The organism is Pseudomonas sp. MPR-R2A5 (genome assembly GCF_058793055.1).
In genome coordinates this window covers 1-25,967 of sequence record NZ_JBXAFK010000043.1, presented here as the reverse complement: position 1 = coordinate 25,967, position 25,967 = coordinate 1, and the positions used below count along the sequence as shown (strand labels likewise).

At 61.9% G+C, this 25,967-nt stretch carries 25 protein-coding genes; 8 read left to right on the top strand and 17 right to left on the bottom strand.

Features of this window, described 5'->3' with window-relative positions:
* Positions 1 to 60 precede the first annotated feature (60 nt).
* Genes dsbG through dsbD form a run of 3 tightly spaced genes read right to left on the bottom strand, consistent with a single transcriptional unit; the run spans position 61 to position 3,385 of the window.
* Entirely contained in the window at positions 61 to 822 is a 762-nt protein-coding gene (gene dsbG, locus AC1Q6I_RS25840; protein WP_024076665.1) for a thiol:disulfide interchange protein DsbG, read from the bottom strand.
* Positions 798 to 1,658, bottom strand: coding sequence for a TlpA disulfide reductase family protein (locus AC1Q6I_RS25835; RefSeq protein WP_102650800.1), 861 nt, complete (start codon positions 1,656 to 1,658; stop codon positions 798 to 800). The genes dsbG and AC1Q6I_RS25835 overlap by 25 nt, the downstream gene beginning before the upstream one ends.
* Positions 1,658 to 3,385, bottom strand: a complete 1,728-nt coding sequence (gene dsbD / locus AC1Q6I_RS25830) for a protein-disulfide reductase DsbD (protein WP_069076731.1) — start codon at positions 3,383 to 3,385, stop codon at positions 1,658 to 1,660. The genes AC1Q6I_RS25835 and dsbD overlap by 1 nt, the downstream gene beginning before the upstream one ends.
* A gap of 177 nt (positions 3,386 to 3,562) precedes the next feature.
* Here dsbD and AC1Q6I_RS25825 point away from each other — a divergent pair, with 177 nt between their 5' ends.
* From AC1Q6I_RS25825 to AC1Q6I_RS25805, 5 genes are all read left to right on the top strand, one after another.
* Entirely contained in the window at positions 3,563 to 4,258 is a 696-nt protein-coding gene (locus AC1Q6I_RS25825; RefSeq protein WP_102625756.1) for a response regulator, read from the top strand.
* Positions 4,258 to 5,577 (top strand): ATP-binding protein, encoded by a 1,320-nt coding sequence (locus tag AC1Q6I_RS25820; RefSeq protein WP_041160988.1) that lies wholly within the window; start codon positions 4,258 to 4,260, stop codon positions 5,575 to 5,577. Before AC1Q6I_RS25825 ends, AC1Q6I_RS25820 begins: the two co-directional genes overlap by 1 nt.
* A gap of 126 nt (positions 5,578 to 5,703) precedes the next feature.
* A complete protein-coding gene (locus AC1Q6I_RS25815; protein WP_024076660.1) occupies positions 5,704 to 6,471 on the top strand; it encodes an N-acetylmuramoyl-L-alanine amidase in 768 nt (255 codons plus the stop codon).
* A gap of 215 nt (positions 6,472 to 6,686) precedes the next feature.
* Entirely contained in the window at positions 6,687 to 8,099 is a 1,413-nt protein-coding gene (locus AC1Q6I_RS25810; protein ID WP_024076659.1) for an aspartate aminotransferase family protein, read from the top strand.
* Between the two features lie 82 nt (positions 8,100 to 8,181).
* Positions 8,182 to 8,403 carry an MbtH family protein gene (locus AC1Q6I_RS25805; RefSeq protein ID WP_024076658.1) on the top strand — a complete coding sequence of 74 codons (222 nt, stop codon included), beginning with the start codon at positions 8,182 to 8,184 and terminating at the stop codon, positions 8,401 to 8,403.
* Positions 8,404 to 8,688: 285 nt separating this feature from the next.
* Here the strand turns inward: AC1Q6I_RS25805 and AC1Q6I_RS25800 are convergent, their stop codons facing one another.
* The 7 genes from AC1Q6I_RS25800 to minC all read right to left on the bottom strand — a co-directional run bounded on the left by AC1Q6I_RS25800 (position 8,689) and on the right by minC (position 15,471).
* Entirely contained in the window at positions 8,689 to 10,857 is a 2,169-nt protein-coding gene (locus AC1Q6I_RS25800; protein WP_024076657.1) for a mechanosensitive ion channel family protein, read from the bottom strand.
* Between the two features lie 73 nt (positions 10,858 to 10,930).
* Positions 10,931 to 11,107, bottom strand: coding sequence for a hypothetical protein (locus AC1Q6I_RS25795; protein WP_017845812.1), 177 nt, complete (start codon positions 11,105 to 11,107; stop codon positions 10,931 to 10,933).
* A 162-nt stretch (positions 11,108 to 11,269) separates the two neighbouring features.
* Positions 11,270 to 12,559, bottom strand: a complete 1,290-nt coding sequence (locus AC1Q6I_RS25790) for a M18 family aminopeptidase (RefSeq protein WP_024076656.1) — start codon at positions 12,557 to 12,559, stop codon at positions 11,270 to 11,272.
* A 170-nt stretch (positions 12,560 to 12,729) separates the two neighbouring features.
* On the bottom strand, positions 12,730 to 13,365 hold the full coding sequence (locus AC1Q6I_RS25785) for an RluA family pseudouridine synthase (RefSeq protein WP_003192838.1): 636 nt from the start codon (positions 13,363 to 13,365) through the stop codon (positions 12,730 to 12,732).
* Between the two features lie 96 nt (positions 13,366 to 13,461).
* On the bottom strand, positions 13,462 to 13,716 hold the full coding sequence (gene minE, locus AC1Q6I_RS25780; RefSeq protein WP_003175252.1) for a cell division topological specificity factor MinE: 255 nt from the start codon (positions 13,714 to 13,716) through the stop codon (positions 13,462 to 13,464).
* A gap of 3 nt (positions 13,717 to 13,719) precedes the next feature.
* A complete protein-coding gene (minD, locus tag AC1Q6I_RS25775; RefSeq protein WP_003175251.1) occupies positions 13,720 to 14,532 on the bottom strand; it encodes a septum site-determining protein MinD in 813 nt (270 codons plus the stop codon).
* Between the two features lie 201 nt (positions 14,533 to 14,733).
* Positions 14,734 to 15,471 (bottom strand): septum site-determining protein MinC, encoded by a 738-nt coding sequence (gene minC, locus AC1Q6I_RS25770; protein WP_024076655.1) that lies wholly within the window; start codon positions 15,469 to 15,471, stop codon positions 14,734 to 14,736.
* Between the two features lie 119 nt (positions 15,472 to 15,590).
* On the opposite strand from minC, the gene AC1Q6I_RS25765 reads away from it, so the two are divergent.
* Entirely contained in the window at positions 15,591 to 16,526 is a 936-nt protein-coding gene (locus AC1Q6I_RS25765; protein WP_069076728.1) for a lipid A biosynthesis lauroyl acyltransferase, read from the top strand.
* Positions 16,527 to 16,566: 40 nt separating this feature from the next.
* The gene (locus AC1Q6I_RS25760; protein ID WP_069076727.1) at positions 16,567 to 17,715 is read left to right on the top strand and encodes a patatin-like phospholipase family protein; all 1,149 of its coding nucleotides are present in this window, start codon (positions 16,567 to 16,569) and stop codon (positions 17,713 to 17,715) included.
* 116 nt (positions 17,716 to 17,831) lie between these two features.
* On the opposite strand, the gene AC1Q6I_RS25755 is transcribed toward AC1Q6I_RS25760, so the two are convergent.
* The 7 genes from AC1Q6I_RS25755 to puuE all read right to left on the bottom strand — a co-directional run bounded on the left by AC1Q6I_RS25755 (position 17,832) and on the right by puuE (position 25,079).
* Complete coding sequence (locus tag AC1Q6I_RS25755; RefSeq protein ID WP_024076652.1) at positions 17,832 to 18,617, bottom strand: outer membrane protein OmpK; 786 nt, start codon at positions 18,615 to 18,617, stop codon at positions 17,832 to 17,834.
* Between the two features lie 435 nt (positions 18,618 to 19,052).
* Entirely contained in the window at positions 19,053 to 20,399 is a 1,347-nt protein-coding gene (locus AC1Q6I_RS25750) for a nucleobase:cation symporter-2 family protein (RefSeq protein ID WP_024076651.1), read from the bottom strand.
* Positions 20,400 to 20,575: 176 nt separating this feature from the next.
* The gene (locus tag AC1Q6I_RS25745) at positions 20,576 to 21,859 is read right to left on the bottom strand and encodes a urate hydroxylase PuuD (protein WP_102651009.1); all 1,284 of its coding nucleotides are present in this window, start codon (positions 21,857 to 21,859) and stop codon (positions 20,576 to 20,578) included.
* Between the two features lie 51 nt (positions 21,860 to 21,910).
* Positions 21,911 to 22,414: an ureidoglycolate lyase gene (locus tag AC1Q6I_RS25740; protein WP_024076649.1), complete on the bottom strand. Its 504-nt coding sequence runs from the start codon at positions 22,412 to 22,414 to the stop codon at positions 21,911 to 21,913.
* A gap of 189 nt (positions 22,415 to 22,603) precedes the next feature.
* Positions 22,604 to 23,599 (bottom strand): allantoicase, encoded by a 996-nt coding sequence (gene alc / locus AC1Q6I_RS25735; RefSeq protein WP_024076648.1) that lies wholly within the window; start codon positions 23,597 to 23,599, stop codon positions 22,604 to 22,606.
* Positions 23,600 to 23,640: 41 nt separating this feature from the next.
* Entirely contained in the window at positions 23,641 to 24,156 is a 516-nt protein-coding gene (uraD, locus tag AC1Q6I_RS25730; RefSeq protein ID WP_102625759.1) for a 2-oxo-4-hydroxy-4-carboxy-5-ureidoimidazoline decarboxylase, read from the bottom strand.
* Positions 24,153 to 25,079, bottom strand: coding sequence for an allantoinase PuuE (gene puuE / locus AC1Q6I_RS25725; protein ID WP_024076646.1), 927 nt, complete (start codon positions 25,077 to 25,079; stop codon positions 24,153 to 24,155). The genes uraD and puuE overlap by 4 nt, the downstream gene beginning before the upstream one ends.
* Before the next feature lie 389 nt (positions 25,080 to 25,468).
* Here puuE and uraH point away from each other — a divergent pair, with 389 nt between their 5' ends.
* A complete protein-coding gene (uraH, locus tag AC1Q6I_RS25720) occupies positions 25,469 to 25,822 on the top strand; it encodes a hydroxyisourate hydrolase (protein ID WP_102625758.1) in 354 nt (117 codons plus the stop codon).
* The last annotated feature ends 145 nt before the right edge of the window (positions 25,823 to 25,967 follow it).

Sequence of the window (25,967 nt, the reverse complement as noted above, 5' to 3'; positions counted from 1 at the left end):
GAAGGAAGGGGCTCGAGTGTGGGAGGGGCTTGCTCCCGATGGCGTCAGCCCAGGCGCGGCTTATTTCGGTCCAAGAATCTTCACCAACTTATCCGGCGACGGCGCGCCTTGCTGTTGCTGCAAGCCACCCTTGTCATCCAGGTAGAAAATCGCCGGGGTTGCCGACAACTCCAAGTCATCCATCAACTGCATATTGGCATTGAGTTGGGCCTGGATATCCGCCGGGATTTTCTCCAGCGGCTTGAGCTTGCTGCCTTTACCGGCGGCTTCGTGTTCTTCCAGGGCCTTGGGCGCGTCTTTGCTGGCCAGCAGCGCAGCGGATTTGCCTGGGCTGTCCTCGCGAATAATCCCCACCATGATATGTCGCAGCTGCACCTTGCCGGCTTTCACCCATGGCCGCGCCTGTTCCCAGAACATGTTGCAGTACGGGCAGTTGGGGTCGCTGAACAGGTAGACGGTGCGGGGGGCGTTTTTGTCGCCGTCCTGGATCCAGTGGCTCTTTTCCATCTTCGCCCAGACTTCCTTGGCCATCGGCGCGTACACCAGTTTTTCCAGGGGCGCGCTGCTCAGGTCATTACCCTGGGCGTCGTACAGGTTGCCGGCGATCACACTTTTGCCGTCGGCGGTCAGGTACAGGGCCATGCCACGGTTCTGATACTGCGCGGCGTAGCCGGTGAGGCCGCTGGGTGCATCGAATTTGCCGATGATCTTGGCACCCTTGGCTTCGATCTGTTTGATCGGTGCCGGCCAGTCTTCGGCCTGGGCCAGGGTGGCGGCCAGGCTCAGTGGCAGCAGGGTCAGCAGGTGGCGGAGGCGGGGCATGTCGGTTTCCTTGAGGGGGCCGTGGCGGCGGGGGCGGAGTCGAAGGGTTCCATGGCACGGGCCAGGCTGGCCTGGGACAGTTCACCGAGGTGGCTGTTGATCAGGCGTCCATCGGCTTGGTAGAACAGCGTGGTCGGCAAGGCCATGGAGCCCACGGCCTGGCCCAGGCGACCACTGGCATCGAACAGCACGTTGTCCAGGTTCAGGCCCTGGGTGGCCAGGTAGGTGCTGACGCTTTGCATGCTCTCGGCCTGGTTGACGAACAGGAAGGTCACGTCGGGGCGCATGCGTTGGGCGCTTTCCAGTACCGGCATTTCGCGACGGCAGGGCGGACACCAGGTGGCCCACAGGTTGATCACCAGCGGCCCGCCTTGATAGTCGGCCAATTGCACCACCTCGCCGTTGGCGTTGCGCAAGGTGATGTCTGGCAGTCGTGTGCCTTTTTCATACACGCTGAGGGACAGGCTGGTCATGCCCCAGAACACCAGGCCGGTGATTACCCCGGCGCTCAGCGGCTTGCGCAGGGCCGGGCGGCGCCAGCCGTACAGCAGCGCGCCGAGGATCAGCGCGATCACGCCCGGCCAGGCCAGAAAGCCGCCGTCGCGCAGGTCGACCATCTGCAGCGGGTCGTTGCTGTAGTAACTCCAATACATCAGTACGAAGCTGACCCGCGCGCTGAGCATGCCCAGCAGGAACAGGCTGAACAGCACCGACTCGGGGTTTTCCCCGCCACGCTTGGCCACGCGCCAGCCCACCAGGGTGGCGAGAATCAGCGCGCTGATCAGCAGGATGTGATTCAGGGCGATAGCGAAGGTGCCGATGGTCAGGGTCAGCATCAGAGGGCGCCCCGGGTCTGGGTCCAGCGTTGCAGGAAGGCCGCGGCATCCACTTCGCCGGTGATGCGCTGGGCACGCCGTTCTTCGCCGTCAGGGCCGATCCACACGAAGCTCGGCGGCCCTGGCACCTTGTAACGGCCGAGCAGCTCGCGGCTGGCGGCGTTGTCGGCGGTGACATCCAGGCGCAGCAGGCGCACGTCCTTCAGGGCGTCGAGGACTTCGGGTTTGCCGAATACCTGTTTCTCCATGATCTTGCACGACACGCACCAGTCGGCGTAGTAGTCCACCAGCACCCATTGGCCCTGGGCCTTGGCGCTGTCGAGCTGGCTTTGCAGCACGGCTGGGTCGTTGATGGTCATGAACGCGTCGTGGGCGGTAGGGCCGGCGACAGCGCGCGAGCCGCTGTAGACCTTCAACGGTTGCCACAGGTCATCGCTGCCACCTGCCGCGCCCACCAGCAGCAGGCCGCCCCACAACCCCAGTACCACGGAACCGGCGCCGGACAGCATGGCGACACGCCCGAAATCCTGTGCCAGGCGCCAGCCGCAATAGGCCATGGCCAAGGCCAGTACACCCCACAGGCCCAGCCACAGGGCTTCATCGACGACCGGACGAATCATCAGTATGGCGGTGGCCAGGAACAGGAAGCCGAAGATCCCCTTGAGCACATTCATCCAGGTGCCCGGCTTGGGCAGGAAGCGGTTGCCCACGGTCACCAGCAGCAACAGCGGCACACCGATGCCGATGCCCATGGCGAACAGGATCAGGCCGCCGTGCAGGGCATTGCCGCTTTGCGCGATATACAGCAGCGCACCGGCCAGGGGCGCGGTCATGCACGGGCCGACCAGCAGGCCGGAGAGGGCGCCGAGTACTCCGGCGCCGATCAGGCTGCCGCCACTCTGGTTACGGCTGACGTTGTCCAGGCGGTCGCGCAGGGCCACCGGCAGTTGCAGTTCAAAGAAGCCGAACATCGGCAGGGCCAGGATCACAAACAACGCAGCGAAGCTGCCCAGAATCCACGGGGTTTGCAGCAGCGCGGCGAGGTTACTGCCGAGCAGGGCGGCGACTACGCCCAGCGCGGCATACACCAGCGCCATGCACACGACATAACTGCCGGCCAGGGCAAAGCCACGACGCGGGCTGGCACCGCTGCCGACCACCAACCCGGCGAGAATCGGCAACATCGGCAATGAACAAGGGGCAAACGCCAGCAGCAGGCCCAGGCCAAAGAACACCAGCAGGCTCCAGCCCAGGCTGCGTTGTTGCAGGCCGCTGGCCAGGCTCTGGTCCTGGGCTTCGGCGGTAGCGGCCACGGCGGGGTTGCCCCCCAGGTCCACGGTGATCGACTGCGGCGGGTAGCACAGGCCGGCATCGGCACAGCCCTGCCAGCCCAGCTTGACCTTGCCGGTGGTCCCGGCGGGGATCTTCACTTCCAGGCCCTGGCGATACACTTGCTGCTCGCCGAAGAACTCATCGCTATGGGCTTCGCCTTGGGGCAGCGGCGGCTTTTCAGCCAGGCCGTCGAACTTCATGCGCTGCTGGTACAGGTAATAGCCGTCGGCGATCTGCCAATACCACTGGGTTTCACCGGACTCCAGGCGTTCGGAGGTAAAAGTGAAGGCTTTGCCCACCGGGAGGAAGTCGGGTTTGGTCTCGAATGGGTTGCCCGGCGCGGCCTGGACGAACCCTGCGAATAACGCCAGCAGAACGATAAACAAATGCCGCATGGTCAAGCCTTAGTTCGATGCAAGTGAGGCACACAATGTGTGGTGTTGATTAACCGATGATTAACCGGGCGCTATTCTAAAGTGTAGGGAATGTCTGAGGGGGCTTCTTTTCGCGGCATAATCGCTGCTTAATCCGCAGCACTTTTAATCACCCCCATCTTTCATGAAGGGTTCAGCATGCACGTACTGGTCTGTGAAGACGACGAACTGATCGCCAGCGGCATCGTGGCCGGCCTCGGCGCCCAGGGCTTTACGGTCGAGCGCGTGGCCTCGGCGGCAGCGGCGCGGGCGATGCTCAAGGCGGCTACCTTCGACATCATGGTGCTCGACCTCGGCCTGCCCGACGAAGACGGCCTCAAGCTGTTGCAGCAACAGCGCAGCCAGGGCCTGGAGATCCCGGTGCTGATCCTCACCGCGCGCGACTCGGTAACCAACCGCGTCGACGGCCTGCAGGCCGGTGCCGACGACTACCTGCTCAAGCCCTTCGACCTGCGCGAACTCGCCGCGCGCCTGCAAACTCTGCTGCGGCGGGTGGCCGGGCGTAGCGTCAACCTGATCGAGCATGGCCAACTGACCTACAACCCCAGCAGCCGCGAGACCTTCCTGGGCGGGCAGCCTGTGGACTTGTCGCGCCGCGAACAAGCGTTGCTGCAAGCCCTGCTGCACAACAAAGGCCGAGTGCTCTCCAGCGAGCAGCTCAAGGACAGCGTCTACGGTTTCAACGACGAGCTGGAGAGCAACGCGCTCAACGTGCACATCCACCACCTGCGGCGCAAATTGGGCAATGGCATCGTTGAGACCGTGCGCGGCCTGGGCTATCGCCTGGGGCCGGCGGATGGCGGCCCGGCCGAGACGGGAGAGAAGGTTTCGTGATGAGCCTGCGACTGCGGCTGACGTTCAAGCTCGGCGCCGCCTTTGTGCTGATCTGGGCCCTGGCGGCTGCCTGGATGCTCAATGATCTGCGCAACCAAATGATGTTTTCCCTCGACCAGCGCCTGGTGGCGTCCGCGCGCATGGTCGCTGGTTTGATGGAGCAAATGCCCGGCCTGGCGAGCACCGCCGAGGGCAAGCATTTCAGTGCCGAACAACTCAACGTGCCGGGGGGCATGGCATGCCAGGTCAGCTCCTTGCGCGGTGAGGTGCTGGCGCGCAGCCACACTACCCCTGACCAGGGCCTGGAATCCCACCGCAGTGGTTTCCGTGACCAGATCATCGACGGCGCGGCGTGGCGCAGCTTCACCCTGGCCCGTGGCGACCTGTTCATCACCACCGCCGACCGCCAGGTGGAGCGGGAAGCCTTGAACCTGTCGATCCTGCTGGCGGCCTCGGTGCCGGTGGGCGTGGCCCTGTTGGGCTGCTTGTGCCTGCTGTGGCTGGGCATCGGCCAGAGCCTGCTGCCGCTCAACCGCATGCGTGACGCGTTGATGCGCCGCAGTGCCGACTCCCTTGAGCCGTTGCAGATCCACCCGCTGCCCAGCGAGCTCAAGCCGCTGCTCGACACGCAAAACCAACTGTTGCAACGCATCGCCAAGACCATCGAGCGCGAACGCCGCCTCACCGGCGACGCCGCCCACGAGTTGCGCAGCCCGCTGACGGCGATCAAGACCCACCTGCAAGTGGCCCGCATGACCGAGGGCGCTGCCCGCGACCAGTCCCTGGCCCACGCCGAGGAGGGCGCCGACCGTCTGCACCGCACCCTCGAACAATTGCTGCTGCTGGCGCGGGTGGAGGGCAGCCTGTCGTTTGACGATGGCATGCAATCCAGTGCCGAGGAGGTTGCACGGCTGGCGATCCAGGACGCGAATGCCGGTGACAATTCGCGGATCGACCTGATCCTGCCGGACAACCTCTCAAGTGCCCCGGTGGAAATGCCGGTGGGCCTGGCGGTTGCGGCCCTGCGCAACCTGTTGGACAACGCCCTGCGCCACACCCCGGCGGCTACCCGGGTGGAACTCAATGTATCCACCACCGCCGACCAGGTGGTGTTTCGTGTGCGTGACCATGGCACGCAGATATCCGCCGAAGACCTGCAATACCTGACCCAGCGTTTCTGGCGCAATGGCAACAGCGAAGGGTGCGGCTTGGGCCTGGCGATCGTGCAAGCGATCGTGCAGCGCTGTTCGTGCTCGTTGACATTCGACAGCCAGCCGGATGGCCTGCGAGTTGACCTGGGCATGCCCCTGCGGCGCTGATCACCCTTTTTTCAAGTGTCACACATAGTTACCGCCCTCCTGAGGTTCAACCCTTCAGGATGGCGGTAATTTTTTTGCGCTTGAACGGGCTGAATGACTCGGCCTGTGTTGAAAAGGACAGCTCTTATGTTGGTGATCGATACCAGTTTTCCCTCCCGGGACTTCAACGAACGCAATGGCGAACCTGTGCGCCAAGTGATCCTGCATTACACCGCGGCACCCTTCGCCTCCTCCTTGCACACCCTGACCCGGAACGGGGTCAGTGCGCATTACTTGCTGCCCGACCCCGATGAGCCCGGCTACCGCACGGCCGGCTATGACGAATTGCGCGTGTTTCGCCTGGTGGACGAGGACAAGCGTGCCTGGCATGCCGGGGTGAGCCAATGGGGGGGGCGGGATAACCTCAACAGTCGCTCGATTGGCATCGAAATCGTCAATCAGGCGCGGGATGACGCCAGTGGGTTTACCTTTCCCTGTTACGCCGAGGAGCAGGTCGAGGTGTTGATCGAGTTGCTGCGTGACATTCTCGAGCGTTACCCACAGATCGGGCCGACCGACGTGCTCGGGCATTCTGATGTGGCCTATGGGCGCAAGAGCGATCCGGGGCCCCGGCTGCCGTGGCGCCGCTTGTTCGAGGCGGGAATCGGGGCGTGGTTTGACGAGTCGACGCGAGCCATGTACCAGCGCCGGTTCTGTCTCGGCTTACCGCCTGAAGTGGAGGTGGAGCGGGCATTCCAGCGCTACGGCTATAAGCCGGCGCAGAACCGCCATGGGTTTGAACTGAGGACCCGCGCATTTCAGATGCACTTTCGGCCGCGGGATTACTGCGGGTTCCTGGATGTCGAAACCTGCGCGATTCTGTATGCCTTGAATGAAAAGTACCTTGGGCTTTGAAGCCCCGCACCGTTCAAAGGTGGGAGGGGCGGGGCGACGATTCGACTTGCCCCGCCCACATTTTGATCCTCATGCCTCAGTCAACAATCACTTCTCCTAAATCCTCCTCTCGCTGGTGCGTTTCCAGAACAGGAAATCCGTGCGCATGCCCTTGGGCCAGACGCCAACGGATCGGCAGTTTGGTCACCATCATCAGCGTATTGAGGGATCGAGAGATGTCAGTCGCTACCAGCCGTATCGAAGACGCCCAGGCGCTTGTCAGCCCGGCACCCGCAGAAACGCTCTACCAGTTCGAAGAAACGCCGCTGCTGGCCCGTCAACGCCAGCAGGAGTCCAATGCCCGCAGTTACCCACGGCGTATCCCCCTGGCGCTCAAGCGCGCCAAGGGGATCTACGTGGAGGATGTGGAAGGGCGCAGCTTCATCGACTGCCTGGCGGGCGCCGGCACCTTGGCGTTGGGGCATAACCACCCGGTGGTGATCGCCGCCATCCAGCAAGTGCTGAGCGATGAATTGCCGTTGCACACCCTCGACCTGACGACGCCGGTCAAGGACCAGTTCGTGCAGGACCTGTTCGGTCTGTTGCCGCCAGCATTGGCCCGTGAAGCGAAGATCCAGTTCTGCGGCCCCACCGGCACCGATGCGGTGGAAGCCGCGTTGAAACTGGTGCGCACCGCGACCGGCCGGAGCACGGTGTTGTCGTTCCAGGGTGGGTACCACGGCATGAGCCAGGGTGCCTTGAGCCTGATGGGCAGCCTGGGTCCGAAGAAACCCCTGGGGGCGTTGCTCGGTAATGGCGTGCAGTTCCTGCCGTTCCCCTACGACTACCGCTGCCCGTTCGGCCTGGGCGGCGCGCAAGGGGTTCGGGTCAACTTGCATTACCTGGAAAACCTGCTCACCGACCCGGAAGCCGGGGTGTTGTTGCCGGCGGCGGTGATCGTCGAAGTGGTGCAGGGCGAGGGCGGCGTGATCCCGGCCGATCTCGATTGGCTGCGCGGTTTGCGCCGTATCACCGAGCAGGCCGGCGTGGCGTTGATCGTCGATGAGATCCAGAGCGGTTTCGGCCGCACCGGCAAAATGTTCGCCTTTGAACACGCCGGGATCATCCCGGACGTGGTGGTGATGTCCAAGGCCATCGGCGGCAGCCTGCCGTTGGCGGTGGTGGTGTACCGCGACTGGCTCGACACCTGGCTGCCCGGCGCCCATGCCGGAACCTTCCGCGGCAACCAGATGGCCATGGCGGCGGGGTCGGCGGTGATGCGCTACCTCAAGGACCATGACCTCGCCGGCCATGCGGCGGCGATGGGCGAGCGCCTCGGCGAGCACCTGCGCCTCCTGCAGCGCGACTTCCCGCAGTTGGGCGATATCCGTGGCCGTGGGTTGATGCTCGGCGTAGAGCTGGTGGACCCGCACGGCCCCCTCGATATCCAGGGCCACCCACCGGTGCATCGCCAACTGGCACCGCTGGTACAGCGTGAATGCCTCAAGCGCGGCCTGATCCTGGAGCTGGGTGGCCGACATGGCGGCGTGGTGCGCTTCCTGCCGCCGCTGGTGATCACGGCCGTGGAAATCGACCGCGTCGCCGAGATCTTCGGGCGTGCATTGGCGGCGGCGGTCGCCAGCCTCTAATTTTTCAACGTCTTGGTACGTTTCTACAGATATCAGCGCTGCGCGTGGTGCGCAGCCAGCCTTTGAGCGACGGAGAACCGCAATGACCTCAGTATTTGACCGCGACGACATCCTGTTCCAAGTAGTGGTCAACCATGAAGAACAGTACTCCATCTGGCCCGACTACAAGGCTGTGCCGGAAGGCTGGCGTACCGTGGGCAAGAGCGGCCTGAAGAAAGAGTGCCTGGCCTATATCGAGGAAACCTGGACCGACATGCGCCCGCTGAGCCTGCGCCAGAAGATGGACGGCGCCGCGCTGGGCTGACACAAAACCTGGGGCAAGCCTGCTGGATGTGGAAGGCGGGCTTGATGTGGAAGGCTGGCTTGATGTGTGGCGAGCGGGCTTGTTGTGGCGAGCGGGCTTGCCCCGCGTTGGGCTGCGCAGCGGCCCCAAGACCAGCCGCTGAGTTGTACCTGATACACCGAGTGCTTCTTGATTGGGGCTGCTTCGCAGCCCAACGCGGGGCAAGCCCGCTCGCCACAACAAGCCCGCTCGCCACAACAGACCCGCTCCCACCAGAGGTCTGCTCCCACAACAGGCCTGTACCCCTTATACGTTCTTGTCTTTTTCCAGCCCACCCGCAGCCCCTGTCACCACCTGCACACTCAAGCGCGGCGTGGCCAGGTCGAGCCCGGCTTCGTCCAGATGGCGCTTGAGTGACAGGTTGAACGCCCGCGACACTTCCCACTGCTTGATCGGCGCGGTTTTGAAGCGTGCGCGCAGGATCGCGCTGCCCGACTCGAAGCTCTCCACGCCCTGAATCTCAAGGGGCGACCAGATATTGCGACGCTGCAGCGGGTCGTTGCGCATTTTATGGCCGACGTCGCGTATCAGCTTGATCGCGCTGTCGATGTCCATGTTGTAGGGGATCGCGACCCGGAAGATCGCGTAGCCGAACTCCCGCGAGTAGTTCTTGATGCTCTTGATTTCGCTGAATGGGATGGTGTGGACGATGCCGTCGATATCGCGCAGGCGTACGGTGCGGATGGTCAGGCCTTCGACGGTACCGAGGTGGCCACCGACGTCGACGTAGTCATCGATGGCCAGGGAATCCTCGATGATGATGAACAGGCCGGTGATCAAGTCCGCCACCAGCGACTGCGCACCAAAACCGATGGCCAGGCCGATTACACCGGCACCGGCCAGCAGTGGCGTGACGTTCATGCCCATGTTCGCCAGGGCAACGATGGCCGCGATGATAAAGATGGTCACGAACAGCACGTTGCGGATCAACGGCATCATGGTCTGCGCACGGGCATTGGCCAGGCCTTTGCGCGAGCGGGTGAGGGCGTGGAGGATCGCGGTGTCGCTGAGAATCCAGATCAGCCACGCGAACAGCAGGGTGCCCGCCAGGCCGAATAGCTTGACGGCGACTTCATGACCATCGCCTTCGGTAAAGCGGATCAGCGACAAGCCCCAGACTCGCAGCCCCAGCTCGATAAATGCCAGCCATACCGCCAGGTGGGCCAGGGTGTAGACGAAGCTTTTCAGGCGCTCGGAGTACAGCGCATGGCGCTTGTGCCCGCGTTGCGGTTTGAGCGCGTGGCGTCGGACCAGGCCGTTGATCACCATGCACAGCACCAGCAACACGGTGCACAGCAGCGACTGGCGCAGGGCGGTGCTGGTGTCGCCGGCCGAGACGAAGGTGGCGAACAGCGAGATACCCACCAGCAGCAGGGCCGGGATGAACCAGAAGGTGCCGATGATTTCGATCGTGTCGCTGAGGGCGCGGCGGGTCAGGCGTCGGGACAGCGGCTGGTTGCGGATCAGGTGCGCAATCGGCCGGCGAAAACGCAGGATAAACACACCGGTGGACAGCGCAGCCATCACATTGGCCACGGTCGCTGCGGTATGAGCCAAATGCTGGCCGAGCGCCGTGACCAGCCTGGGGTCGCTCAACGCTTCGCCAAAGGCGGCAAAGCTACCGATCCACCACAGTGGACGGAACGCCTGGTGCCGCAGGATATACAACGCGCGGTGGCGGTGCGGGCCGTCGAGCAGGGAGAACGCGATCACGCAGATCGCCGAGAAGCACGTACCGACCACCAGTGCGTAGGCCAGCACCATTGCCAGGGATTTGCCCAGGGACGACGGCAGTGCATAGCTCAGGTACACGGTGATCACCAGGGCGATCAGCCAAGGCCCCAGCTTGCGCAGGGCGAAGCGCAGCATGTCCCAGGTGCGCGGGTGTTGTGGCAATTCCTCGGGCAGGCCGAAGCGCTCGCGCACGCGGTGGCTGAGCCAGATCAACGCGGCGGCGAGCAGGCTCCACACCGCCAGGATCACGGCGAAACCGAAAATGATGGGGAGCCATTCATTGGCCGGCAGTATCAGTGCGCTCAGTTCATCCTTGGCCAGGTCAACCTCGTTGGACCAGCGGCTGATCGGGCTGTCGTCCCCGGAAAATTGTTGCTCGAGGTCCGACAGCGTGCTGCCGATCAACCCGAGCACGCCTTGTTCGGCGGCCGGCTGGGCTTTTTGCGTGGCTTCGCGCAGCTTCTTCAGGTCGCTCAGCAGTTGGGTGCGCTGCTGGTCGTTTTCCAGGGTCTTGATCACCTCGTCCAACGACTGCCCCAGGGGCACATCGGCCTGGGGTTGGGTCTTGTTGGTGCTGCTCAGCAAGCCGGGCAAGCTCACGGCCTGGGCAGGTGCGAGCGGCAGCAGCGTGAGCAGGGCGATCAGCAGGTAGCAGGGCAGAGCGAACAGACGGGAAAGCACGGAGGCGGTCAACCTTGGAAACGACGAGTTGACCGAGTGTACGAGGCCGCTATGCCCAATGCGAGTGCATTTGTCATTCGGCCAGTTTGGCGAGGATCTTGTAGACCACGGTGCCCAGGATCAACAGCATGCCGATCCACATGCCGAACACACCCAGGGGCTTGTCACGAAAGTTAAAACCAACCGCGAGCATGATCATGCCGATCAGGATAGGGATGAGCATGGCGTGGAAGGAGGACATGGTGATCATGAGGCGATGGCCTTGTCAGAGTGGGAATAGTGACAAGTCTAGGTGGGATTGTGGGAAATGCAGGTGATATAGATCAGGTGTACGCGAAGCCAAATGTGGGAGGGGGCAAGTCGAATCATCGCACCGCCCCTCCCACCTGTTTAACTGCATTCAGCCTTTGGATCAGGGCAGGTCGTGGCTGGCGTAGAACGCGCCGAGTACTTTGACCAAATGCGCCAGGTCATGGCTGCCGCACAGCTCGCGGATGGAATGCATGGCAAACGTCGGCAGGCCGATGTCCACGGTGCGCACGCCCAGGTGGCTGGCAGTGATCGGGCCGATGGTCGAGCCACAGCCCATGTCGCTGCGCACCACGAAGCTCTGTACCGGGACTTCCTCGGCCATGCACAGGTGGCGGAAGAAACCGGCGGTTTCGCTGTTGGTGGCGTAGCGCTGGTTGCTGTTGACCTTGATCACCGGGCCCGCATTCAGCTTGGGCCCGTGGTTGGCGTCATGCTTCTCGGCGTAGTTCGGGTGCACGCCATGGGCGTTGTCGGCTGAAACCAACAGCGATTTCTGAATGGTGCGTACGAATTCATCACCTTCAGGCAGCAGGCGGCGCAGGGTCTGTTCCAGCATCGGGCCGTCGGCACCGCAGGCCGAGCAGGAACCGACTTCTTCGTGGTCGTTGCACACCAGCACGCAGGTTTCATCGGTCTCGCTGGTGAGCAAGGCTTGCAGGCCGGCGTAGCACGACAGCAGGTTGTCCAGGCGCGCGCCGGCGATGAAGTCGCCGTTCAGGCCGATCACGGCAGCACTCTGGGTGTCGTAGAAGCTCAGCTCGTAGTCGAGCACCACATCGGCATTCAAGCCGTGTTCGCGGGCCAGTTGCTCGGTGAGCACGGCGCGGAAGTCCACGCGTTCATCGCCGGCAAACTGCGCGAGGATCGGCGGCAACTCGGTCTGGGCGTTGATCGCCCAGCCCTGATTGGCTTCACGGTTCAGGTGAATGGCCAGGTTGGGGATGATCGCGATGGGCAGCTTGAAGTCGATCAGTTGGCTTTCGACCTTGCCGTCGCGGCGGAAGGTGACGCGCCCGGCCAGGGACAGGTCGCGGTCGAACCACGGCGCCAGCAGCGCACCGCCGTAGACTTCCACACCCAACTGCCAGAAGCCCTGGCGTTGCAGCTCAGGCTGCGGCTTGACCCGCAGGCACGGGCTGTCAGTGTGGGCGCCAACCAGGCGGATGCCGCCTTGCAGTGGCGCGTGACGGCCGAGCTTGAAGGCGATGATCGAGGAATCGTTGCGGGTGACGTAATAGCGCCCGTTGGCTTCGGTGGCCCAGGTTTCGCGCTCGTCGAGACGCTGGAAACCGGCGGCTTCGAGGCGCTGGGCCAGGGCCGCGGTGGCATGGAAAGGAGTAGGGGAGGCCTTGAGGAAGTCGATCAGGCCTTGATTCAACGCTTCGCGCATAAATAGCTCCAGACAGCAATGCGCGGAGTTTACCGTCCGATGGCAAGAAGTGCACAGCACAAATGTGGGAGGGGGCTTGCCCCCGATTGCCGTGGCCCAGTCAACAAATACAGTGACTGACACTCCGCAATCGGGGGCTGCCCCCTCCCACATTTACTGTGTTTGCAGCTTTAGAACGGGGCTGGGCACTCGAAGCGCAAACGCTCGCCGCTTTGCGGGTGGGTAAAGCTCAGCATGCTCGCGTGCAGGCACAGGCGTGGCCAGGCGGCCAGGGCTTGTTCATGGGCGTACAGGCCATCGCCGAGCAAGGGGTGGCCGATGGACAGCATGTGCACCCGCAACTGGTGGGAACGCCCCGTGATCGGCGTCAACTCGACGCGGCACCAGTCGCCGCAACGTTCCAGCACCTTCCAGAAGGTCAGCGCATGTTTGCCGAATTCGTGGTCGACCACATGCCGCGGCTTGGTCGGCGGGTCATAGCGCAGGGGCAGGTCGATGCTGCCGCTGTCCAGTGCCGGCTGGCCCCAGGCCAGGGCAGTGTAGGCTTTTTCGGTTTCGCGATCGTGAAACTGGCGAGACAGCTCGCGGTGAGTATCGGCGTCCCGGGCCAGCAGGATGATGCCCGAGGTTTCCCAGTCCAGGCGATGGACGATGCGGGCTTCGGGGTAGCCGTTTTCCTGCAGGCGGGTGATCAGGCAATCCTTGTTGTCATCGGCGCGGCCAGGCACCGAGAGCAGCAAAGTCGGCTTGTTCACCACCAGGACGGCATCGTCCTGATGAAGAATATGGATGTTGGACAACGGCATTAAACAGCCTCGTAACAAACGCCAACGGCGGCTCGACCACCCGATGCCCGCAAAGGCATCAGGGTGACGGAGCCGCCGTGGCGACCGCCCTTTCGATCAACGATCAGGCAGGGTGATATTGAGTTCCAGAATCGAGCAGCTGCCGTCGTTTTCCAGGGCGACATGCACGTCATCGTTGCCGATATTGACGTACTTGCGGATCACCTCTACCAATTCCTTCTGCAAGGCTGGCAGGTAGTCCGGTGTACTGCGTTGGCCGCGTTCGTGCGCCACGATGATCTGTAGACGCTCTTTCGCTACCGACGCGGTACTTGGCTTTTTGTTGGCGCGAAAGAAGTCGAGAAATTTCATTGTTTAGTTGCCTCCAAAGATACGCTCGAAGAATCCCTTCTTCTTAACATCGAGGAAGCGATGTTCCACGGTCTTGCCCAGCAGACGATCGACCGCATCGCTGTACGCCTGGCCGGCGTCGCTCTGGTCGTCAAGAATCACCGGCACGCCTTGGTTGGATGCCTTCAAAACTGCCTGGGATTCCGGGATCACGCCCAGCAGGGTCACTGCAAGGATTTCCTTCACGTCTTCAACGCCGAGCATTTCGCCGTTGCTGACACGCTCAGGGTTGTAGCGGGTGAGCAGCAGGTGTTCCTTGATCGGGTCCTGACCCTCTTCGGCGCGCTTGGACTTGCTGGCCAGCAGGCCCAGCATACGGTCCGAGTCACGTACCGAGGACACTTCCGGGTTGGTCACCACGATGGCTTCATCGGCGAAGTACATCGCCAGGTGAGCACCGGTTTCGATACCGGCCGGGGAGTCACACACCACGTATTCGAAGGTTTCCTTCAGCTCGGCGAGGACTTTGCCGACGCCTTCCTTGGTCAGTGCGTCTTTGTCACGGGTCTGGCTGGCGGCCAGTACATACAGGTTCTCAAGGCGTTTGTCCTTGATCAGGGCCTGTTGCAGGTTGGCTTCACCATTGACGACGTTGACGAAGTCGTACACCACGCGGCGTTCGCAGCCCATGATCAGGTCGAGGTTACGCAAACCGACGTCGAAGTCGACGATGACTGTCTTGTGGCCGCGCAGTGCGAGGCCGGTACCGATAGCGGCGCTGGTGGTGGTCTTACCCACACCACCCTTGCCGGATGTAACCACGAGAATCTTGGCCAAGGTGTTTCACCCCTAAGGAAAAAGGACTTTTCAGCCCCTGAAAAACATCTCTTGGAACTCGCTGCAGGCGGACAGCCTTTGTAGGGAAAAGATGGGGTTCCCGGAGGGGAAACGCCAACTTCCAATTATTCCTACGCAAGTCTTGCCAGTTTCGCTGTGCTATCAGAGTCTAGAGATGCTTGGAAAATGCGGCAGTATCCGTTAAAGACGGATGATGTTCAACACATCGCCCGACAGGCTGACCTGTACACCAGCCCCCCACAGCGGATCGCGGCGCAAATCTTCTGAAACCTTGTACTGGCCTGCGATGGACACGAGTTCAGCGGTCAATTGCTGGCAAAAAATACGTGCCTTGGTGTCACCCTTGATACCGGCGAGCGCACGTCCGCGCATCGGGCCGTATACATGGATGTTTCCGTCGGCCAGAAGTTCCGCGCCGGGGCTGACCGATGAGATCACCACCAGGTCGCCGCCCTGGGCGTAAATCTGCTGCCCGCCGCGTACGGGGGAGGTGATGATCTTTGTCGGCTTGATCGTCGGTTCCGCCGGTTTTTCCGGTTTTTTCTTCACTTCACCTTCCGTCGGATCGAGTGGACGCTCGCGTGCGCCGGACGGTGGCAGTACTGGCAGTTCAATGGCGATGGCGGCGGCAATGTCTTCGATACGGCTGGCACGAATCGCCAGGGTGCGTAAGCCATGGGAGCGGCATACGCGCATCAGGCCGGGCAGGTCGATCGCGCCTTGGCCGGCCGGCAGCTTGTCCAGGGCCAGCACCAGCGGGGCATTGTTGAAGAAGTTCGGCGCCAGGGCGACCTTGGCGGCGAGCTGGCGGTCCAGGGCATCGAGGTCATTGCGGGCCAGTTCCAGCACGGTGATGGCGAGCATGCTGCCTTTCAGCTGGAACACGGGATCTTGGTCTAGCGGTTCGGTTTGGCTCATGGTCGGCAAAAGCGGCTTGTCACGAAAAGTGTCGAGACTTATAACGAGAACATCCACTGGCCGCAAGCCGAGTCGAACCGTTGTAGAATGCGCGGCCCTTGTCTTTACCGGAATCTGTAATGGATCGCCCGCGTTTTCGTGCTGTATTTTTTCACCCGCGTTTTTGGCTGTTATGGCTGGGACTCGGCCTGCTGTGGCTGATCACTCAATTGCCGTATCGCGCGTTGCTGGCCATTGGTCGCCTGCTGGGTGCGGGCATGTACCGCGTGGCCGGCGAGCGTCGCCGCATCGCCGCGCGCAACCTGGAGCTGTGCTTCCCGGAAAAATCCGCCGCGGAGCGCAAAAAGCTGCTCAAGGAAAACTTTGCTTCCACCGGCATCGCGTTCTTTGAAATGGCCATGAGCTGGTGGTGGTCGCGCCAGCGCCTGGCGCGCCTGGCTCACGTCGAGGGCCTGGAACACCTCAAGCAGGCGCAGTTGGATGGCAAGGGCGTGATCCTCATGGCCCTGCACTTCACTACCCTGGAAATCGGCGCAGCCTTGCTGGGACAGAAGCACACCATCGATGGCATGTACCGCGAGCACGGCAACCCCTTATTCGACTTTATCCAGCGCCGTGGTCGCGAGCGGCATAATCTCGATTCCCTGGCCGTCGAGCGCGAAGACGTGCGCGGCATGCTCAAGCTGCTGCGCGCCGGCCGCGCCATCTGGTACGCGCCGGACCAGGACTACGGCGCCAAGCAAAGTATCTTCGTGCCGCTGTTCGGCATCCAGGCCGCCACCGTGCCCGCCACCAGCAAGTTCGCCAAGCTGGGCAAGGCGCTGGTGGTGCCGTTCACCCAGGAGCGCCTGGCCGATGGCAGCGGTTACCGCCTGGTGATCCACCCGCCGTTGACCGACTTCCCGGGCGAAAGCGACGAAGTCGACTGCCTGCGCATCAACCGCTGGGTCGAAGCCTCGGTGCGTGAATGCCCCGAGCAATACCTGTGGACCCACCGCCGCTTCAAGAGCCGGCCACCGGGCGAACCCAAGCTGTACGAAAAACGTCGTCGATAACACCTGACCTTCCCCTGTTGGCCCCACATGGAGTGATGCAATGCGCCCAGCTGAACCGGTCACAGGCTTGATTCTTTCCGGCGGCGGAGCGCGAGCGGCGTATCAGGTGGGGGTGTTGGCGGCGATTGCCGAGTTGCTGCCACTGGGGGCGCCGAATCCTTTTCCGGTCATCGTCGGCACCTCGGCCGGGGCGATCAATGCGGTCAGCCTGGCCAGCGGCGCCATGGACTTCACGGCGGCGATCCAGCGTCTTACCGCGTTCTGGCAGGGCTTTCGCAGCCATCGGGTGCTGCGCAGCGACTGGCCGGGGGTGATTCACCAGGCCAGCCGTTTCTGTTTTCACAGCCTGCTGGGCCTGGGTGCCCAAGTGCCGGTGGCGCTGCTCAACAGCTCGCCGCTGCGCGAGCTGCTCCACGACAAGCTGCACCTGGAGGGCATCGATGAGGCCATCCGCGAGAAGCATCTGCACGCGGTGGCGGTGACTGCCTTCGGCTATGAGTCCGGACAAGCGGTGACCTTCTATCAGGGCGGCGGCACCATCGACGCCTGGTTGCGCCACCGCCGTATCGGCGTGCCGACCCAACTGACGGTTGAACACCTGCTGGCCAGTTCGGCGATCCCCTTGCTGTTTGCCCCGGTGAAACTCGACCAGGAATATTTCGGCGATGGCGCCGTGCGACAGTCGGCACCCATCAGTCCGGCCTTGCACCTGGGGGCCAGCCGTGTGCTGGTGGTGGGGGTCAGTGGCAACCCACGGGGCAACGAGGCGGCGACACCGCGCGTCTTCACGGGCCAGCAACCGACCCTGGCGCAGATTGGCGGGCATATGCTCAACAGCACGTTCATCGACAGCCTGGAAAGTGATATCGAGTTGCTGGAGCGTTTGAACCAGTTCAGCCATTTCCAGCCTGCCGACAGCGCATCCCGCGGCCTGGCCCCGGTGGACGTGCTGGTGATTGCGCCGAGCCAGCCGATCGATGAAATCGCGGCGCGGCATCGTCAGGAATTGCCCGCGGCATTGCGCCTGTTCCTGCGCGGGCCGGGGGCGACCAAGACGAGTGGGGCAGGGGTGCTGAGTTACTTGTTGTTCGAAGCGGGGTATTGCAGCGAGTTGATTGAATTGGGCAGGAAAGATGCGTTGGCCAAGCGTGAAGAAATCACCCGGTTCTTAGGCCTGCCGCCTATCTGAATGTGGGAGGGGCAAGCCCAAATACCAGTCAGTTATCGCTCCTACAGAAGGCGCTGTACGCTTAACTGACTGGCATTGGGGCTTGCCCCTGACACATTTTGACCTGCGATGTTCGGTCAGAAGTGATACTTGACCAGGAAGCTCGCCGTGTCCTGGTTGGTCTTGAACGCCCCGGAATCCTCGATCCCGTACTTGTTCTTCCAGTAGTCGTATTCAAAACCCACATACAACTGCTTATCGCCCCAATGCAGCGCCTTGCCTAGGTCGTATTTGACCTGTGGGTTGAAGTGCAGGTTGGCGTGGTAAGTGCCACGGGCGTTCTTGTCGTTGTCCACCACCCAATCCATGAAACCGTCGATCAGGATGTCGGAGTTGCCAACGGGGAGGGTGTACGCCCATACCGGAGTGATCTGCCATACGCCGTCACCCGGGCGATTGCCTTCGGTCTGACGCTGGTAGAAGTTCAGCTGGAAGTAGTCGAAGCCTGGGATGTTCAGGTCGAAGCCAGGGCCGAGCAGGTACGATTCGTTATCGCCTTCGCCGAACTCATAAGTGAAGGCCAGTAACACATCCTTGATCGGGCCGAAGGACAAGTCCTTGTCCAGGATCTTGCCGAACGACAAGCGTGGGCTGAACTCGCCGTAGTAAGTGCTCGGGCCGACGTTGCCATCTTCCTTGCCGTTATAAAAGATGCGGTCGAGGAAGAAGAAGTTGTCGCCGTACTTCCATGCGTCGGCATGTTCGAAGGTGACGGTTTGCTGGATCTGCGGGTTAACCGTGAAGCTCTTGCCCCACAGGTAAGTCAGGCTGTTGTTCTGCCACTGCAACAAGTCACCGGCCACGGCTTGGCCACCGGCCAGCAGCGATCCCGCCAGCATCAGGCCCTTGAACATAGGTTTCATTCGGTTGCTCCCGAGTTAAAGTTTTATGGTTTTTCTTCTACGCAGGCGCTCTGGTGTGGCGCCTTTTGGTTCGCTGCAAAAATCGTCTATTCGGTCAGCTTTGATGCTTTTAGCAAGAGCTGCGCCAACGTGTTTGAAAAACCAAAAAATCCCCGTCGGCTGCACGGAATGCAGTCGAATTCAGGGGATGTTTGTGCACATTGGTCGCTGTTGCAGGGCCGGGATAAGTTGGCCTTGCAGTCAGCTTTTACATTCGCTGTTTTTTTTTGAGTCGATTCGAGCGGGCGCGGAGAATACTGGCTCCAAAGCCTTGGCTCAAGTGCGCTGTTAGAGCGCGCAAGGGGCGAGAATGGGGCACGGCACATGGCCGGCCCCAGGTGAATGGTATGCATGGGATGTTCCTTGTCTGTTGTTATTTTTGGACTAACAAAGGCATCAATGCGTATGGGCGACGGCGGGGCGCTCTGCGCCGCCGAGGATATTGAACAGCACGTTCAGCGCCAGCGCGCTGAGGGTCGCCATGGCAATCCCGCTGTGGGTGATCGGGCTCATCCACAACGGCAGTTGTGCGAAGAACTCCGGGCGCACCACCGGGATCAGGCCCATGCCGATGCTGACAGCCACCAGCAACTGGTTGCGACGGTCGGCGATATCGGCTTCCTGGAGAATCTTGATCCCGGTGGCCGCCACCATGCCGAACATGGCAATCGCCGCGCCGCCGAGTACTGCTGGCGGAATCGACGCCACCAGGTAGGCGGCCTTGGGCAACAGGCTGAGCACAATCAGAAAGGCGCCGGCCATGATCGTCACCGAACGGCAGCGCACGCCCGTCATCTGCACCAGGCCGATGTTCTGCGCAAACGAGGAGTGGGTAAAGGTGTTGAAGAACCCGGCGAAGAACGATGCGCCGGCATCGCACAGCAAGCCACGGCGGAGCATCTTCGGGGTCACGTCCTGGCCGGTGATCTTGCCCAGGGCGAGGAACATGCCGGTGGATTCGACAAAGATGATCACGACCACCAGGCACATTGACAGGATCGGCGCCAGCTCGAATGTGGGCATGCCGAAGTGCAACGGTGTCACTACCTGTACCCATGGCGCCTGGGCCAGGCCGCTGAGATCGACCATGCCGAGCAGGCCGCACAAGCCGTAGCCGAGCGCCATGCCGATCAACACCGAGATATTCACCCAGAAGCCCCGCATGAAGCGGTTGATCAGCAGGATAGTGGCCAGCACCAGTGCGGCGATGGCCAGGTAGATGGGCGAGCCGAAGGTCGCGGCGGCGCTGCCACCGCCTGCCCAATTCACTGCCACAGGGAACAGCGACAGGCCGATGGCGGTGATCACGGTGCCGGTTACCAACGGCGGAAAGAAGCGCACCACCTTGGACATGAATGGCGCGATGAGCATGCCGAAGAACCCGGCGGCGATGGTCGCGCCGAAGATCCCCTGCAAGCCGATACCCGGCATGCCGGCCATGGCGACCATGCTGCCGACCGCGGCGAAACTGGCGCCCATCATCACCGGCATGCGAATCCCCAGGGGGCCGATGCCGAACGACTGGACCATGGTCGCGACACCCGCCACCAGCAGGTCGGCGTTGATCAGGAAGGCGATTTCTTCACGGCTCAGGCCGGCGGCCTGGCCAATGATCAGGGGGACCGCGACGGCGCCGCCGTACATCAGCAAGACGTGTTGCAGGCCTACCAGAATCAGTTGCAAGAGGGGCAGCCGCACCATGGCGGGTGCGGCAGGAATCTGCGGTTCGACTAACTCGGTCATGCAACACCTCGGATCTTTTTATTGTTGTGTTGTGTGGAACGCAATCTTCAAAACACGGCATGTCCAAATGTGGGAGGGGGCTTGCCCCCGATAGCGGTGTGTCATTCAACGTATCTGTGACTGATGCACCGCCATCGGGGGCAAGCCCCCTCCCACATTGGAACTATGTGAATCCGTCAGTTGGTGCGCGCCCCCTGGTTGATCCAGGTGCCGATCAAATCGCGCTCCTGCTGGGTCATCTGGGTGATGTTGCCCAGCGGCATGATCTGGCTCGCCACGGCCTGCGCCTGGATACGCGCCGCCTGTTGCTGGATCTGCGCCGGTGTATCGAACATCACGCCTGCCGGTGCGGTGCTGAACAGCGGGCTGGTGGGCTTGGCCGAATGGCATACCGCACAGCGTTCCTGGATCACCCCATGCACCTTGTCGAAATCAATCGTCGCCTGGGCGGGGGCGGGTGCCGCGACGGGGGCGGCTGGCGCGGAGGATTTCACGCCGCCGCCCAAGGCGGTTTCCGGCAACGGTTGGTACTCGATCGCGGCGGGTGCCTTGGCCACTTCTGCCACGGGCTTGGGCCCGGTCACGTAGGCCAGGGAGATCATCGCCAACGCCCCCACCGGCAAGGTCCAGGCATACTTCTGGCTGTTATGCCGGGTGTTGAAATAGTGCCGCACCAACACCGCTGCCACCGCGATACCCGCGAGGATCAGCCAGTTGTATTGGCTGCCGTAGGTGCTCGGGAAGTGGTTGCTGATCATGATGAACAGCACCGGCAGGGTGAAGTAGTTGTTGTGCCGTGAGCGCAGCAAACCCTTGGCCGGCAGGGCCGGGTCGGGCGTGCGGTTCTCCGCGATCGCTGCCACCAACGCACGCTGGGCCGGCATGATGATGCGGAATACGTTACCGACCATGATGGTGCCGATCACCGCACCCACGTGCAGGTACGCGCCACGGCCGCTGAACACTTTGCTGAAACCGTACGCGGCGCCAATCAACAGCACGAACAGGATGAAACCGAGCAGGGCAGGGCGCTTGCCCAGGGCCGAGTCGCAGAGGAAGGAGTAGATGAACCAGCCGGCGAACAGCGAGCCAATGCCCAGCAATACGCCTTCGGTGCCGCTCAGGCTGCTGCCGGGGGCGAGCAGGTACAGCGTCGGGTTGAGGTAGAACACCACGCACAACAGCGCGACGCCCGACATCCAGGTGAAATAGGCTTCCCATTTGAACCAGTGCAGGTTGTCCGGCATGGTTGGCGGGGCCAGTTTGTATTTTTCCAGGTGGTAGATACCGCCACCGTGGATCGCCCACAAGTCGCCGGCCAGGCCGCTCTTGGGGTTGACGCGGTTGAGGTTGTTTTCCAGCCAGACAAAGTAGAACGAAGCGCCGATCCAGGCGACGCCAGTGATCATGTGAACCCAGCGCACGCTAAGGTTCAGCCATTCCAACAGATGTGCTTCCACAGTCTTTACCTCTCGCCTGTCACCCTTGTTGTCGGGTGATCCGGCCTTCTCTTATTGGTGGGGGGCGAGGATCAACCGCTCATCCTCTTTGAAAAAATGCTCATCGCAGTTATTGCCTGTGCCACTGCGATCAACCACCAGGAAGTCATCCCGCTTTTCGATCGTCAGCACCGGGTGGTGCCAGACGCCGCGATGGTAATTAATGCCCTGCCTGCCGTTGGTGACGAAGGCGCGGACCAAGCCTGATACAGGTGCATCGCCAAGTGGCGCGACCACGATCAGAAAGGGGTTGCCGAGCAGCGGAATGAAGGCCTGGCTGCCCAGCGGGTGTCTCTCCAGCATGCACACGGTCAGCGGCATATCCAGCGCGTCGGCGCGGAAGATGCTGATGATTGCGTGGTCTTCAGGCTGTGCGGTTTCTACCGTTGCCAGCTTGTGAAAGCGCATGGTCGAGCCGTTGTTGATCATGAAGTGATCGCTGCCGTCGGTTTCGATAACGTCTCCGAAAGGGGCGAAGGCTTCTTTGGTCAGCGGTTCGATCATCAGTGTGCGCATGGCTGTCTTCTTATCCGGATTCTGTGTTGTGTCATTCAGTTCATGTGGCGAGCGGGCTTGCCCCGCGTTGGGCTGCGAAGCAGCCCCCATCAAGTCAGCGCGTTTCTACCGATACAACGCGGTGCCTGGTTTCAGGGCTGCTTCGCAGCCCAACGCGGGGCAAGCCCGCTCGCCACAGAGGTTCACTGCTTACTTCGAAACTTTACCCAGCACACGCAGGCGGCTTACGCCCCCATCCGGGAACACGTTCAGGCGGATATGGGTGATTGGCCCCAGCGCCTTGATCTGCTCGGCGAAGGTGTGTTCGGCGTGCATTTCCAGCTTTTGAGACGGCAGCAGTTCGCGCCAGAACAGCGATTGGGTTTCGATCTGGCTGTCGGTACCGCCCTTGACGAACGCGCCCTGGATCGAACAGGTGTCCGGGTAGTTGCCCTTGAAGTGCAGGGTGTCGACGATGATTTTCTCGATCTCGCCGGGGTGGCCCAGCGCGACGATCACCCAGTCATTGCCTGGCGTGCGACGACGCGCGGTTTCCCAACCATCGCCCATGTTGATGCCACGGCCCGGGTTGAGGATGTTGCTCATGCGGCCGAAATGTTCGTCGGAGCAGGCCAGGGCGCGACCACCATTCAAGGCGGCAGCCAGGTCGACCTGTTCGTTATCGCCCACTGCGGACCAGTCGCGGAACGGCACGCCGTACACACGCAGGCGGGCCACGCCGCCATCCGGGTAGATGTTGAAACGCAGGTGGCTGAACGCCTGGTCGTTGCTGATTTCGTGGTAGTGGTGGCTGTTGCCTTGCAGCTCGACGGCCGACAGTACTTCTACCCACTGGGTGTTGTCGTCAGGCTCGCCCGAGGCCAGGAAGCAGGCTTCCAGGGACGCCGACGGCGGGTAGTTGCCGGTGAAGAATGAAGTGTCGATGTCCACGCCCTTGATCGAACCCGGTACGCCCAGGCGGATCACTGCGCTGTCGTAGCCTTCGAAGCGCTTGCGGCGCGACTCCCAGCCGTCCATCCACTTGCCGTTGTCATCGAAAACGCCCTCCTTCCACACGGCCGGGGTCGGCTGGAACAGGCGGTTGGCGTCGGCGAACCAGTCATCGGTGACGGAGATGATCTTGGTGCCCAGGCGGGCGTCGGCCAGGTTGACGAACTTCTCGAAAGGTACAGCGTAAGCTTTCATTCTTCTTGTCTGCCTTAGATAGAGTGGCTGGGGATGGTCGTTTAGAGGGTCAGTAAACGGAACAGCGCGATCTTGTTGATCTCGGCCAGTGCGCAGTTGAACTCGGTGTCTGCCGAGTGGTGGATGCGCGTTTCGAACGCGGCCAGGATCTGGTGCCGGTTGCTGCCTTTTACCGCCATGATGAAGGGAAACTTGAACTTGGCCTTGTAGGCATCGTTCAGCTCGGTGAAGCGCGAGAACTCTTCGGCCGTGCATTGGTGAATACCGGCGCCAGCTTGTTCATTCGTGCTGGCTTCGGTCAACTGGCCCTGGACGGCCGCACGGCCTGCCAGGTCCGGGTGAGCGTTGATCAACGCCAATTGGCTCTGGTGATCAGCACTCAACAGGATATCGCTCATGCGCTGGTGCAGGGTTTCGATCTGGTCGATCGACGCATCCAGGCCCAGGTCATAGGCTTTTTCGGCCACCCATGGCGAGTGTTCGTAGATATCGGCGAAGGCTTTGACGAATGCGTCGCGGCTCAAGGTCGAAGGTTTCAGGGTCTGGAACGTGGTCATTTCGCCACTCCCGTATAGGGGTGGGTTTCCTGCCAGTGGCGGGCAATGTCGACACGGCGGGCGAACCACACCTGCTCATGACCCTTGGCGTATTCGAGAAAACGCTTCAAGGCGGCCAGACGGGCAGGGCGGCCGATCAGGCGGCAATGCAGGCCGATGGAAAGCATCTTCGGCGCGTCGGCACCTTCGGCATACAGCACGTCGAAGGCGTCCTTGAGGTACTCGAAAAAGTCATCGCCCTTGTTGAACCCCTGCACCTGGGTGAAGCGCATGTCGTTGGTGTCCAGGGTATAGGGGATCACCAGGTGCGGCTTGCCGGTGGGGTTGTTCGGTTCCCAGTAGGGCAGGTCGTCGTCGTAGGTGTCGCAGTCGTACAGGAAGCCGCCTTCCTCCATCACCAGCCGCCGTGTGTTCGGGCCGGTGCGCCCGGTGTACCAGCCCAGGGGGCGTTCGCCGGTCAGTTCGGTGAGGATGCGGATAGCTTCGAGCATATGCTCGCGTTCCTGCGCCTCGTCCATGTACTGGTAGTCGATCCAGCGGTAGCCGTGGCTGCAGATCTCGTGGCCGGCTTCGACCATGGCGCGGATCACATCCGGGTGGCGCTGGGCGGCCATGGCCACGGCGAAGATGGTCAGCGGAATGTCGAACGCCTTGAACAGCTTGAGGATGCGCCACACGCCGGCACGGCTGCCGTATTCGTACAGCGACTCCATGCTCATGTTGCGCTCGCCCTGCAGCGGCTGGGCCGAGACCATTTCCGAGAGGAAGGCTTCTGACTCTTTGTCGCCATGCAAGATGTTGCGCTCGCCGCCTTCTTCGTAGTTGAGTACGAAAGACAACGCAATGCGTGCCTTGCCCGGCCAGTGGGGGTGAGGAGGGTTACTGCCGTAACCGATCAGGTCGCGTGGGTAGTCAGCGCTCACTGCAGTCTTCCTTCTTGTTCGTGGTAGCAATAGGTGTGGCGGCCGGGCAGTGAAAAGACTGGGTGGCGTCACAGCGATGAGTGATTGTATACAACTTATTGCCAACTTTGTAAGCCTGCATTTCTGCATTTTTTCCGCATCGCTCTCCTTCAAGGGTGTAGCAAGAAACTTGCCTGACTGGTCAGCTAATGGACAAAAGGTCGTTTAAAAGCAAGGATTACTGACGAATCGACTCGTCGAGCAATGTCGGCGGGGGGATCAAAAGCGTTGTGATATTTATTGTGTACAATTTTTTTAAAAAGTGTCTTAATCAGCCGTCGCCGACTTTTTTGATGCCCTGAAAAAGTGCGGTTTCCTCTTCTACTGACTTCGGGAGGCGCACAAACGCCATGGGACGCTTGACCACACACGTTTTGGACGCCGCACATGGCTGCCCCGGCAGCGCAATCAAGGTTGAGCTGTACCGCGTCGAGGGCGAGAAGCTTGAACGGCTCGCCACCGCCCTGACCAGCAGCGACGGTCGTTGCGACGCGCCGCTGCTGCAAGGTGATGACTACCGCAGCGGCGTGTACCAGCTGCAATTCAGTGCCGGCGATTATTACCGCGCCCGGGGCGTGCAACTGCCGGAGCCGGCTTTCCTCGACGTGGTGGTGTTGCGCTTCGGCATCAACGCCGAACAGGATCACTACCATGTGCCCTTGTTGATTTCGCCTTACAGCTACTCCACCTATCGCGGTAGCTGAGCGTCACCTCGCCTAACGCTCTTCGTTGGTTTTTCGCCCGCCCACACTGCGGGCTAATGAGATGGTCCCCCCCACACCCTGCGAGGGCTACGCTTTCGCAGGGTGTTTTGTTTTTGGAGGCCATCATCATGAGCGAGTCAGCACT